Here is a 12,081-nt window from a genome sequence, read left to right on the forward strand (position 1 = left end):
GTGGCGGAGCCCGAACGGCGCCGCCGGACGGCACCAAGTCCCTTCCACCCGAAGGAGATCAGTCCGTGCACGCTCCCCGCACCACGCTCAGAACCACGGTCGCCGGCCTCTGCGCCGGCGCCGCGGCGCTCGCCCTCTGCACCCTCCCGGCCCAGGCCGCGGCGCCGCGCTCACCGGCCGTCGCGGCCACCTACACCACCGGCACCCCGAGCGAGGTCTCGGCCGGGTGCGCCGGCCAGAACGCCGAGACCATCCAGGCCGCCGACCCGGCGGCGAACGCCGTCTACGAGGTCTGGATGGGCTGCAAGGGCATCGGCCTCGCGGCCTCGACCAACGGCGGCAACTCCTTCGCCACCCCGCTCACCCTGCCGGGCAGCACGGGGCAGAAGGGCAGCCGCACGTGGGACCCGGCGGTCACCGTCGCCCCCGACGGCACGGTCTACGCCTCCTTCATGACCTCCCGCTCCGGCCAGAGCTACCCGGTCGTGGACGTCAGCACCGACCACGGCGCCAGCTTCCGCACCGCCGGCGTGATCGTCCCGCCGGACCAGGGCAACTGGGGCGACCGGGACTTCATCGCCGCAGGGCCGGACGGCACGCTCTACCTCACCTGGGACTACGGGCCGAGCGCGGCCGCCGTGACCAGCGTCTGCCCGCCCAGCGGCAGTTGCGCCTTCGCCACCGGCGACGTCAACGCCGTCGTGCAGAAGTCCACCGACGGCGGCCGGACGTGGAGCGCGATGTCGCACATCAGCCCCGGCTACCCGAACAGCGGCGGCGACAGCGCCCCGGTGCTGGTCGAGCCGGACGGCTCGATCGACGTGGTCTACCAGGGCTACGCCGTCACCAACGTTCCCACCGACGACCTGACGGTCGCCTACACCTACGCCAGCCGCTCCACCGACGGCGGGGCGACCTGGTCGCCGCCGGTGCGGATCGGCCCGGACGCCGGGACGATGAACAGCACCGAGTGGTGGATCGACGGCGCCGAGGCGCTCGGCCCGGACGGCACGCTCTACGCCACCTGGGACACCCAGGGCAGCACCACGGACACCGGCTGGCTCGCCTACTCGACCGACCACGGCGCCACCTGGTCCACCCCGGTCCAGGCGCCCCCGGACACCCTGAACGTGCCGCACCTGATCCAGGTGGTGGCCGGCCCGCCCGGCATCGCCTACGTGAGCTGGCTCTCCTCCAGCGACCCGCGCGGCTACGCCCAGTACCTGCGCACCTTCTCGATCGCCCAGGGCTGGCTCTCCGACCCGGTCCAGGTCTCCCGCTCCTTCGGCGCCACCGCGGTCTGGCCCGGCGACACCTTCGGCCTGTCCGCCCTCTCGCCGACCCGCCTGGTCCTCGGCTGGGGCAGCGCGGTCGCCCCCGACCCCACCACCGACCAGATCTGGTCCGACACGGTGGACGTGACGCTGCCCTAGTCCGGCCGGTCCTAGCTCGAACGCGAGCTTCGGTCGCGCGCCCGCCGGGCCCCCTCGACCTCCAGGCCGAGCGAGGCCAGCAGCTCCAGCGCCGCGGCCGACGGGCTGTCCGGAGCCGCGCTGTACAGCAGCATCCGGTGGCCGCTGCCGTCCGACAACGGCAGTGTCTCGAAGGCCAGTTCCAGCTCGCCGACCAGCGGGTGGCGCAGCTGCTTGCGGCCCGTGGTGCAGGCCCGCACCGGGTGCTTGGCCCACAGCGCGCTGAACGCCGGGCTCTGGATCGCCAGTTCGCCGACCAGCTCGGCGAGCCGGCGGTCCTGCGGGTGCTGACCCACCGTCAGGCGCAGGGCCGCCAGGGCGACCCGGGTCTCCTCCTCCCAGTGGGCGTACAGCTCCCGGGTGTGCGGGTCGAGGAAGAGCAGCCGGGTCAGGTTGGGGCGCTCGGCGGGCCGGTCGGGGGCGGCGGGGTCGAGGTGGCCGGCCAGCAGCGCGTGGCCGAGCCGGTTCCACGCCAGCACCTCGTTGCACCGGTCGAGCACCACGGCCGGCACCCGGTCCATCGCCTCGATCAGCTGCCGGGTGGCGGCCCGCGCCCGCTCGGGGCGGGCGGCGGGCGCGCGCCCGGCCCGCTGCGGGCGGGCCAGGTTGCGCAGGTGGGCGTGCTCGTCGGGGTTGAGCCGCAGCGCCCGGGCGATCGCGTCGAGCACCCCGTCGGAGGCGTTGGCGCTCTGGCCCTGCTCCAGTCGGGTGTAGTAGGTGACGCTCACCCCGGCCAGCTGGGCCAGCTCCTCGCGGCGCAGGCCGGGCACCCGGCGGCGGTTGCCGATCGGCGTCAGGCCGACGTCCTCGGGCCGGAGCCGGGCGCGCCGGTTGCGCAGGAACTCTCCGAGTGCGGTCGTGGTGTCCATGCGCCCAGTCTGCCCGCAACGGCCCGCGGGTTGACTACCCCTGCCAGTGCTACCTTCCGCCGAGGTCTGGGTAGTCGCCGCGCGCCCGGCCAGGCTCCTTCTCGTCAACGGATCTCTCCGAACGGAAGGACTGACATGTCGACAGTCGAGGAACTGCGGCTGGCGGAGCGGGGCGCGACCCGGCTCTCAGGGCGCCACCTCCTGGTGCTCGTGGTGCTGCTGGTGGCGCAGTTCATGTTGGCGGTGGACTTCTCCATCCTGAACGTGGCGCTGCCCGCGATCGGCCAGGGGCTCGGCCTCCCGCTCGGCCAACTCCAGTGGATCGGCACGGCGTTCGCCCTGCCCGCAGCCGGCTTCACGCTGCTCTTCGGCCGGATCGCCGACCTGTTCGGGCGCCGCCGGCTCTTCCTGCTCGGGCTGGCCCTGCTGGGCGCGGCCTCGCTGGCCGGCGGACTGGCCAGCAGCCCCGGTCTGCTGATCGCCGCCCGGGTGGCACAGGGACTGGCCACCGCCGCCGTGACCCCGGCGGGCCTCTCGCTGCTCACCACCTCCTTCCCCGAAGGGCGGCTGCGGGAGCGGGCGTTGGGCCTCAACGGGGCGCTGATGTCGGCCGGGTTCACGGCGGGTGCGGTGCTCGGCGGCGTGCTCACCGACCTGCTCTCCTGGCGCTGGGCCTTCTTCGTCAACGTCCCGGTGGCGCTGGGCGTGCTGCTGGTCGCGCCGGGCGTGCTGCGCGAGAGCCGGCCGGCCGCGCGGCCCCGGCTGGACCTGCCGGGCGCGGTGACCGTCACGCTCGGACTGCTCGCGCTGGTCCTCGGGATCACCGAGGCGGGCCGCAGCGGCTGGGGGAGCCCGGTCGCACTGCTGGCGCTGCTGCTCGGGGCCGGGCTGCTGCTGGCCTTCCTCGCGGTCGAGCGCCGGGCCGCCGCGCCGCTGGTGCCGCTCACCGTGCTGCGCCGGCGGGCGGTGGTGCTGGGCAACCTGGCCGGGCTGATCGCCTTCCTCACCGAGACCTCGCTGGTCTTCCTGCTGACCCTCTACCTCCAGGAGGTGCTGGGCTTCTCCGCGCTGGCCGCCGGGCTCAGCTTCGGTGTGCTGGGCGTCGGCACGGTGCTCGGCGGGTCGACGGCCGCCCGGGTGATCGCCCGCCTGGGCACGCGCGGCACGCTGCTGGCGGGCGGGCTGCTCCAGGCCGGCGCCACGGCGGCACTGCTGGCGCTGGGTCACGGGTCGGGCTGGCTCGGCCTGTTGCTGCCGGCCACCTTCCTCGGCGGGGTCGGCAACATGTTCGTGATCGTCGCCTTCATGGTGACCGCCACCTCCGGCCTGCCCGACGCCGAGCAGGGCATGGCGACCGGCCTGGCCACCATGACCCAGCAGATCGGCATCACCGTCGGCACCCCGGTGATGAGCGCCCTGGTGGCCACCCGCGCCGCCGGGCACAGCGTGCTCCCCGGCATCTCCCTGGCGGTCCTGGTGAACGTCGCCCTGGTGCTGGCCGGCACCCTGCTGGCCCTGCTGCTGCGTCGTCCCGGCAAAGCTTAGGGCCGGCCGAGCCGGAACCGCTGGCGGTACTCGGTGGGCGTGGTGTCCAGGGTGCGCCGGAAGGCGCGCACCAGGGTGTCCGTGGTGCCGAAGCCGCAGCGGGCCGCGATCCGCTCCAACGTCGCGTCGCTGGACTCCAGTTGGTGGCGCGCCCGCTCCACCCGGGCGGACTCGACGTAGGCGCTGGGGGTCTGGCCGAGCTCGGTCTTGAAGATCCGGGTCAGCTGACGCTCGCTCACGTGGGCGTGCTCGGCCAGGTCGGGCACGGTCAGCGGCTGGTCCAGGTTGCGTCCGATGTGCAGCCGCAGCTCCTCGATCCGGCGGGTGGTCGAGACCGGTTCCAGCGGCACGCTGAACTGGCTCTGGCCGCTGGGCCGCTTGAGGTACATCACCAGCTGCCGGGCCACCCGCAGCGCCAGCTGCTCGCCGAAGTCGTCGGCGACCAGGGCCAGCGAGAGGTCCAGGCAGGCGCTGATCCCGGCGCCGGTCCAGACGTTGCCCTCGCGGATGAAGATCGGGTCGGCGTCCACCTCCACGGCGGGGAAGTCGGTGGCGAGCTGCTGGGCGGTGGACCAGTGGGTGGTGGCCCGCTTGCCGTCCAGCAGGCCGGCGGCGGCCAGGATGTGCGCGCCGACGCAGACCGAGGCGACCCGGCGGCTGCGCGGGGCGAGCCGGCGCACCCAGTCCACCACCTCCGGGTCGGTCTGCGGGTGGACCCGGCGCCGCTCGTCCACCTCCACCGAGCCGGGCACCAGCAGGGTGTCGATGCTGCGCTCCAGGGCCTCGGCGAAGGTGAGGTCGGGCAGCACCCGCACCCCGGCGGAGGTGGTCACCGGCTCCATGGACCGGGCGGCGAGCATGATCCGGTAGCCCGTCAGGTCGTCGGTCTCGCGCTGGACCAGCGAGAACACCTCCGGCGGCCCGGTCACGTCGAGCAGGTCGACCCCCTCGAACAGCACCACCACGATCAGTCGGTTGACGGTGTTCATCAAATCTCCCCCCGGAGCGCACATCGGCCATGTCCTTTTCTGCATGTTAGATGGCATTGCCGCCAGTTCGACACCCCCCGTAGCTTGAGAACCGCAGCTCACCGCCGCACCGCGCGGTGAGGACGAGCGGTACAGCTCGGTAAAAGCTCCCCCCGGTCACTCACTAGCCCGGTAAAGAATCTGAGGCGGAACACCCATGTCTTCGACCACCCTGCGCGCTCTCAACGGCTTCGACGAGACCCCCGCGACCCTCGCCGACTCGACCCTGATCCTGGTGGACTACCAGAACACCTACGTCGGCGGCGTGATGGAGCTGGACGGCTGGCAGGCCGCGCTCGACTCGGCCGCCGAGCTGCTCGGCCGGGCCCGCGCGGCCGGCGCCAAGGTGATCCACGTGATCAACGACGGTGGTGAGGGCACCCCTTACGACATCCGGGCCGAGATCGGCCGGATCCACCCGAGCGTCGCGCCGGTCGAGGGCGAGCCGGTGGTGGTCAAGCAGGTGCCGAACGCCTTCGTGGACACCGACCTGGCCGCCCACGTCGACGCGGCCGGCCGCAAGGACGTGATCATCGCCGGCTTCATGACCCACATGTGCGTCGCCTTCACCACGGCGGGCGCCTTCCTGCGCGGCGACCGGCCCACCGTGGTCGCCGACGCCTGCGCCACCCGCCCGCTCGCCTCCACCGGCGCCGAGTTGACGGCGCACCAGCTCCACCACGCCGCGCTGGCCACCATCGCCGACCTCTACGGCGTCGTGGTGCCCACCGGCAAGTCCCTGAGCTGAGCCGGGAAGCACTCACCCGCGCCACCGCACCCCTTGACGGCGAGCGCGGCCTCCACCGGCCGTCCCCTGTTCCCCCGAGCCCGGACGGCCGTTGGGACCGCGCTCGCTTTTTCGTGCCCCGGCACACCCCGGTCCCAACCCCCAGAAGGACCAAGCATGTTCATCCCCCACAGACCCGATCCAGCCCAACCGAAGGAGAGTTCATGGCCACTCGCAGAGGATTCCTCGGCGGCGCGTCCGCGCTCGGCGCCGCCTCGCTGCTCGGCGCACCGACCGTAGCGTCCGCCGCCGCGACCGACGCCGCACCGGGCCCGGTCGCGGTCGACCCGCAGGGCCAGGCCCGCGACGCCGTCCTCGCCGTCAACTCCGGCATGCGGGCCAACTACGCGGCCCTCAAGGCCGATCTGGTCAAGCAGCTGAGCCCGGTGGTCGTCGTGCAGAACGACGCCAAGGGCGGCAAGTTCACCCTGGTCTGGAACGGCACCCAGGAGTCCGTCAACCCGGTCTCGGAGACCTTCGAGCTCGCCAAGTCGATCAGCCACGTGCCGCTGGGCATCTTCTCGGTGCTCGCCGCCTACCTGAGCCCCACCGTGCCGAACGTGTCCAACGCCGCCCGGATCGACCCGCACGACCTGCGGATGGTGGCCTACAAGAGCACCGACACCACCGGCTGGATCGCCCCGCTGCAAGCCTTCGGCGCCACCCTGGCGACCGCCCGGCAGTCCCTCGCCAAGGCCAACCTGCCCCAGGAGCTGACCACTTCCTGCGGCGCCCTGCTGGACGCGGCCGGCGCCTTCATCACCGCCACGGTGCAGGCGAAGCGGTTCGACATGAAGTCCTTCGAGGACTTCACCGCCGGCGTCTACGGCTACATCCGCACCAACATGAAGCACGCGGCGGCCGCCCAGATCGCCGGCGTGCGCGCCATCATGCAGCAGTGGCGCGGCAAGATCGGCGAGGCCCAGTGGCAGGACCTCTACACCGTGGTGCTCTCGCAGTGGACCACCTACGAGCTCAATCAGAACTCGATCATCATCCGGCCCTGCATGAACCCGGTGAAGGTGGACACCCACCTGATCGACCTGGCCACCGTCGAGCCGCCCAGCGACCCGGTCTTCGTGGCGCTGGACAACCTGGCCCGGATCGTCCAGGACAACGTCGCGGCCGAGCTGGTCTTCGTCGCCGACACCAAGGTGGCCGACGCGCTCAAGGGCCGGCAGGACCTGCTCTCCGACGAGATCCTCGGCCAGATCGGCGGAACCTCGCCCGCCCCGGCCGCGGCCGCCACTGCCGCCGCGTTCAGTGCCGCCACCGCCTGCCCGTTCGGCCACAAGGCGAGCAACTCGGCCAGCCCGGCGCAGATCTGACGCTGCGCCAGCACCACCGGCACGCCTTGCGTGTCGACGCACCACCCCTCACCGGCACCGGGTAGTCTCACCATCACTCTCAGTGATGGACTCCTCGGAGGTCACGGTGCGCATCCTGCTCATCGCCAGCGCGTTCAACAGCCTGACCCAGCGCGTCCAGGCAGAACTGCACGACCGGGGCCACCAGGCGCCCGCCGAGGTGGTCGGCACCCCGCAGGAGGTCCGGGCGGCGGTCGTGCGGCACGACCCCGAGCTGATCCTCGCACCGATGCTGAAGACGGCCGTCCCGGCGGACGTCTGGTCCCGTCACACTTGTCTGATCGTCCACCCCGGCCCGCCCGGCGACCGCGGCCCGTCCTCGCTCGACCGGGCGGTGCTGGACGGCGAGCGGGCCTGGGGTGTGACGGTCCTCCAGGCCAACGCCGAGATGGACGCCGGGGACATCTGGGCCGACGAGGCGTTCCCGCTGCCCGCCGCCGGCAAGAGCGACGTCTACCGCGGCGAGCTCTCCGACGCCGCCCTGCGCGCCGTGCTGCGGGCCGTCGACCGGGTCGCCTCCGGCCGCCACCGGCCCCGGCCGCAGACCGGACTGCCGATCCGGGTGCGCCCGCCGCTGACCCAGGCCGAGCGCCGGATCGACTGGGCCGCCGACGACACCGCGGCGGTGCTGCGCACCCTGCGCGCGGCCGACTCGCAACCGGGCGTGCGCGCCGAACTGCTCGGCGGCGCCTGGTTCCTGCACGGCGGACACCCGGAGGACGAGCTGCGCGGCACGCCGGGCAGCGTGCTGGCCACCCGGGCCGGCGCGATCTGCCTGGCGACCGCCGACGGCGCGGTGTGGATCCCCGAACTGCGCCCCGCCCGCACCCCCGGCGGCCCCGCCCCGGTGAAGCTGCCCGCCGTCCTCGCGCTCGGCGAGCGCCTGCCCGCCGTCCCCGACCTCCCCGCGCCGCTGCGGATCCCGGCCGGCCGCAGCACGTTCAGCGACATCCGCTACGAGGAGCACGGCGAGGCCGGGGTGCTGCGGTTCTCCTTCCCCGGCGGCGCGATGAGCACCGACCGGTGCCGCCGGCTGCTCGCCGCCTACCGGGCCGCCTGCGCCCGCCCGACCAGGGTGCTGGTGCTCGGCGGCGCCCGGGACTTCTTCTCCAACGGCATCCACCTCGGGGTGATCGAGGCCGCCGCCGATCCGGCCGCCGAGTCCTGGGCCAACATCGAGGCGATCGACGACCTGGTGGAGGCGGTGCTCGGGACCACCGACCGCCTGGTGGTCGCGGCCCTCGGCGGCAACGCGGCGGCCGGCGGGGTGATGCTGGCGCTCGCGGCGGACGAGGTCTGGTGCCGTGACGGGGCGGTGCTCAACCCGCACTACCGCCTGATGGGCCTGCCCGGCTCGGAGTACTGGACCTACACGCTGCCCGCGCGGGTCGGCCCCGAGACCGCCGAGGCGCTGCTGCGCGCGGCCGAGCCGGTCAGCGCCGACCGGGCCCGCCGCCTGGGCCTGGTGGACCGCGTGGTCCCCTGCGGCCCGGCCGCCTTCCCCGAGCGGGTCGCCGAACTCGCCGCCGAGCTGGCCGCCGATCCGGCGGCCCACCAGCGGATCACCGAGAAGAAGCGGCGGCGCGCCCGGGACGAGGCGGCGAAGCCGCTGGCCGCCTACCGGGCGGAGGAGCTGGCCCGGATGCGGCGCACCTTCTCCGACCCGGACGCGCCCTACCACGCGCTGCGCTCGGCCTTCGTCCGCAAGCAGCCGGCCCCCGCCCCCGCGCCGCGCTGAGCGGCGGGCCCGGTCAGCGCTGCACCCGCCGCCTGCCCCAGCTCGGCGCGACCAGCGCGACCAGGACCACGGCGAAGCCGATCTGCAGCAGGTGCCGGATCCAGTCGATCCCGGAGGTGTGCCGGACGCCGATCCACCCGGCCGCCGCGTTCCCGAGCAGTGCCCCGGCCGCCCCCAGCAGCGCGGTCAGCCACAGCGGAATCGCCTGCGGGCCGCGCAGCAGCAGCCTGGCCAGCAGGCCGAGCACGAGCCCGATGATGAGGATCCACACGATCTGGAACACGACGCCTCCCGGGAACGATTTGTCGACAGGGCGCTCCTTCGAGGCTAGCCAGTGCGGCCGTCGACGCCCACTCGCGGGGGCGGCGGGCCGGGTCAGTGCGTCAGTGCGGGAACATCCGGGGCGGCCGCTGCACGGCCAGCCCGTCGCGGAACTCCTCGATGGCGGTGGCGACCTGCCGCATCAGCTGGGTGCGTTCGAGCTTGTCCAGGTAGAGGTTGCGGCCGGCCAGCGCCTCGACGGTCACGGTGAAGTAGAGCGTCATCAGCGGATTGACGAACAGCTCGCTGTTGCCGGTCCGCGCGGTGAACCGCACGTCGCCGAACCGCCCCTGCAACGCGGCCGCCACCGAGCCGTGCACGATGCTCGGGTGCTCGGGGCAGGCGTCCCGGGCGTGCGCGACGGCGTCCAGGTAGAGCGCGCCCTCCCGGGAGTCGCGGGGGAGCGAGAAGGCGCCCAGGTACCCGCCGGCGGCGTCCAGCGCGGCCAGGTTCTCCAGCACCAGGCTGTGGTTGACGCCGTGGTAGGCGTCGACCCCGAACCCCAGGCAGGTGACCAGCCGCTCCGGCACCTCGGTCAGCCCGGCGACGGCGGCCAGGCTGGCCATGTCCTCCTCGGGGGTGCCCAGCCCCGTCTCGTCGCCGCGCATCAGGATGTCGGTGCCGCCGTCCACCAGCAGGATCGCGTCGATGCCGAGCCGCGCGACCAGCGCGCGGTAGGCCGCGCGCAGCGGCCGCACGCCGGTCGAGCCGAACGCCCAGACGGTGTCCGGCATCTGGTGCACCTTCAGCCAGCGGGCCAGCGTGCGCTCCGGGAAGTAGCGCTCGGCGGAGCGGGTGTCGGGGGTGATCCGGGCCAGCTCGGGGGCCTGCCAGACCTCGGCGTCCAGCCCGTAGAGGTGGCTGAACGACAGGTTCGCCAGGTGCACTTCCAAAGACTGACCGTCGGTTGGGGGGCGGCGTCGCGACGCCCGGACTCTCGCCTGGACGGCTTCTCCTCAGTCGCCAATGCTCCGCATGGACTCCTTCGTCGGCACCGCCCAGACTCGGCCCGGACGCCGCTCCTTCACCCACCCCCCAACCGACGGTCAGTCCTGCCGGCGCCGCGCAGCGCGAGCGCGATCGGCAGGCCGGCGTAGACGTCGAAGCCGCCGCCGGCGCCGGCGATCAGGATCCGCTCGGCGGTCTTCAGACGGGTGAGCAGGGCGGGTTCGAAGAGCGAGGGCATCCGGCGAAGCTAACCGATGCCGTCGCGCCGCCGCCAGCCGCTTTCCGTCCGCAGCCTGGACGGGCCTGTCCGCACCGGACGAACGGTCGCTAGTCTCCGGGTGAAGGAGCATCAGCTGAGGGGGCGTCGGCCATGGCCGGGATCGAGTACGACCAGCACACCGCCGAGCGGTACCGGGCCGCCCGCGAGGTGCCGCGCGAGGGCCTGACGGCCTGGCGCGAGGCGATCGCGGCGGCGAGCGGCCTGCGCCCGGGCGACACGGTGCTCGACCTCGGCGCCGGCACCGGGGCGTTCGCCACCGCCTTCCGCGACTGGTTCGACGTCCGGGTGCTGGCCGTCGAACCGGCCGCCGCGATGCGCGCCGTGCTCCTCGGACAGCTGGGCCCCGCCGACGAGCGGATCCGGGTGCTCGACGGGCGCGGCGAGGCGCTGCCGCTGCCCGACGGCTGCGCCGACGCCGCCTGGCTCGGCTCGGTGCTGCACCACCTGAGCGATGCGGCCGCCACCGCCCGTGAGCTGCACCGGGTGCTGCGGCCCGGCGCGCCGGTGCTGATCCGCAACCTCTTCCCCGGCCGCGCCGAGCGCGACCTGCGGGTGCGGTTCTTCCCCGAGACCGCCGCGGGCGTGGCCGACTACCCGAGCGCCGAGCAGGTCGCCGGGGTCTTCGCCGGGGCCGGCTTCCGGCGGGTCTCGCTCACCTCGCTTCCGCAGCGCAGCGCTGCCACCCTGGAGGAGTACGCCGACCGGCTGAACCAGGACAGCGACTCCAAACTGCGCGCGCTGACCGCCGAGCAGTACGCCGCCGGACTGGCCCGGCTGCGCGACGCGGCGCGCCGCCACCCCGCGGAGCCGGCGACGAGTTGGATGGACCTGCTGGTGCTGGCCCGGACTGAGGGAGGATCAGGTGACGCGGACGCTGCACGGTGAACGGGTGGTGCTGCGGCCCGCCGAGCCGACGGACGTGTCGGAGCTGGCCGCGATCCGCCGCACCCCGCAGGTGTACCGGCGCTGGCGCGGCGGCGGCGACCTGGTGGCGACGGTCGCCGAGGAGCTCGCCGACCCCGGTGACGAGACCTTCGTGGTGCTGCTCGACGAGCGGGTGGTCGGCGCGATCCAGTGGACCCAGGAGAACGAGCCCGACTACCGGCACGCCAGCATCGACATCTACCTGGACCCGGAGGTGCACGGCCAGGGGCTGGGCGCCGACGCGGTCCGCACCCTGGCCCGCCACCTGATCGCCGACCACGGGCACCACCGCCTCACCATCGACCCGGCAGCCGACAACGCCCCGGCGATCGCCTGCTACACCAAGGTCGGCTTCCGCCCGGTCGGCGTGCTGCGCCGCTACGAGCGCGGCGCGGACGGCGTCTTCCACGACGGCCTGCTGATGGACCTGCTGGCCGACGAGCTGCGCTGACCCGGGTCGGTCGACGAACGGCACCCCCGGGGCTAGCCTGCATCCCGACGATCGAGAGCGACGACGGGGGAGCACGGTGCAGGACGGGTACGACTGGCAGGACGACGGCACCACCTTCCGCCCGCCCGCGGCCTGCCCGCTCTGCGCGGGGGAGTTGCGCCAGGTGGAGCTCGGCCCGAGCAACGAGCTGAGCGGCCTGAGCGTGCGGGTGCACGTGGCGCGCAAGCTGTTCGCCCGCAAGTCCCGGGTCGAGGCGCTGGCCTGCCGGGGCTGCGGCCACCTGCTCACCTTCATGGCCAACCCCGAGGTGATGGACGAGCCGCCGGCCAAGACCCGCCGCAAGGGCTGACG

At 73.9% G+C, this 12,081-nt stretch carries 11 protein-coding genes and 2 pseudogenes; 8 read left to right on the forward strand and 5 right to left on the reverse strand.

The genetic code is table 11. The features are described 5' to 3' along the window. Positions 1–65 precede the first annotated feature (65 nt). A complete protein-coding gene (locus FHX73_RS39060) occupies positions 66–1,433 on the forward strand; it encodes a sialidase family protein (protein WP_145910764.1) in 1,368 nt (455 codons plus the stop codon). Between the two features lie 11 nt (positions 1,434–1,444). On the opposite strand, the gene FHX73_RS39065 is transcribed toward FHX73_RS39060, so the two are convergent. Next, on the reverse strand, positions 1,445–2,341 hold the full coding sequence (locus tag FHX73_RS39065) for a helix-turn-helix domain-containing protein (protein WP_145910765.1): 897 nt from the start codon (positions 2,339–2,341) through the stop codon (positions 1,445–1,447). 135 nt (positions 2,342–2,476) lie between these two features. Here FHX73_RS39065 and FHX73_RS39070 point away from each other — a divergent pair, with 135 nt between their 5' ends. Then, positions 2,477–3,886: an MFS transporter gene (locus tag FHX73_RS39070; protein ID WP_145910766.1), complete on the forward strand. Its 1,410-nt coding sequence runs from the start codon at positions 2,477–2,479 to the stop codon at positions 3,884–3,886. Here FHX73_RS39070 and FHX73_RS39075 read toward each other — a convergent pair. Further along, the gene (locus FHX73_RS39075; protein WP_170305274.1) at positions 3,883–4,875 is read right to left on the reverse strand and encodes a GlxA family transcriptional regulator; all 993 of its coding nucleotides are present in this window, start codon (positions 4,873–4,875) and stop codon (positions 3,883–3,885) included. The two genes, FHX73_RS39070 and FHX73_RS39075, sit on opposite strands and share 4 nt — an antisense overlap. Positions 4,876–5,071: 196 nt before the next feature. Between FHX73_RS39075 and FHX73_RS39080 the strand changes: the two genes are divergently transcribed. The 3 genes from FHX73_RS39080 to FHX73_RS39090 all read left to right on the forward strand — a co-directional run bounded on the left by FHX73_RS39080 (position 5,072) and on the right by FHX73_RS39090 (position 8,806). Then, positions 5,072–5,662, forward strand: coding sequence for a cysteine hydrolase family protein (locus FHX73_RS39080; RefSeq protein ID WP_145910767.1), 591 nt, complete (start codon positions 5,072–5,074; stop codon positions 5,660–5,662). Positions 5,663–5,865: 203 nt separating this feature from the next. Then, a complete protein-coding gene (locus tag FHX73_RS39085) occupies positions 5,866–7,029 on the forward strand; it encodes a hypothetical protein (protein WP_246214159.1) in 1,164 nt (387 codons plus the stop codon). Between the two features lie 106 nt (positions 7,030–7,135). Continuing rightward, positions 7,136–8,806, forward strand: coding sequence for a hydrogenase maturation protein (locus FHX73_RS39090; RefSeq protein WP_145910847.1), 1,671 nt, complete (start codon positions 7,136–7,138; stop codon positions 8,804–8,806). Positions 8,807–8,819: 13 nt separating this feature from the next. Here the strand turns inward: FHX73_RS39090 and FHX73_RS39095 are convergent, their stop codons facing one another. The 3 genes and pseudogenes from FHX73_RS39095 to FHX73_RS45310 all read right to left on the reverse strand — a co-directional run. Then, positions 8,820–9,089 carry a GlsB/YeaQ/YmgE family stress response membrane protein gene (locus FHX73_RS39095; protein WP_145910768.1) on the reverse strand — a complete coding sequence of 90 codons (270 nt, stop codon included), beginning with the start codon at positions 9,087–9,089 and terminating at the stop codon, positions 8,820–8,822. A gap of 100 nt (positions 9,090–9,189) precedes the next feature. After that, positions 9,190–10,017: pseudogene (locus FHX73_RS39100) on the reverse strand (DUF1152 domain-containing protein); the annotation flags it as partial. A gap of 161 nt (positions 10,018–10,178) precedes the next feature. Beyond that, a pseudogene (locus FHX73_RS45310) lies at positions 10,179–10,313 on the reverse strand (DUF1152 domain-containing protein); the annotation flags it as partial. Between the two features lie 132 nt (positions 10,314–10,445). Here FHX73_RS45310 and FHX73_RS39105 point away from each other — a divergent pair. From FHX73_RS39105 to FHX73_RS39115, 3 genes are all read left to right on the forward strand, one after another. Further along, on the forward strand, positions 10,446–11,240 hold the full coding sequence (locus tag FHX73_RS39105) for a class I SAM-dependent methyltransferase (protein ID WP_145910770.1): 795 nt from the start codon (positions 10,446–10,448) through the stop codon (positions 11,238–11,240). Continuing rightward, complete coding sequence (locus FHX73_RS39110; protein ID WP_145910771.1) at positions 11,218–11,730, forward strand: GNAT family N-acetyltransferase; 513 nt, start codon at positions 11,218–11,220, stop codon at positions 11,728–11,730. Before FHX73_RS39105 ends, FHX73_RS39110 begins: the two co-directional genes overlap by 23 nt. Before the next feature lie 76 nt (positions 11,731–11,806). After that, a complete protein-coding gene (locus FHX73_RS39115) occupies positions 11,807–12,079 on the forward strand; it encodes a hypothetical protein (protein WP_145910772.1) in 273 nt (90 codons plus the stop codon). Positions 12,080–12,081 lie beyond the last annotated feature (2 nt).

It is taken from the genome of Kitasatospora viridis, from assembly GCF_007829815.1.
Classification (GTDB): domain Bacteria; phylum Actinomycetota; class Actinomycetes; order Streptomycetales; family Streptomycetaceae; genus Kitasatospora; species Kitasatospora viridis.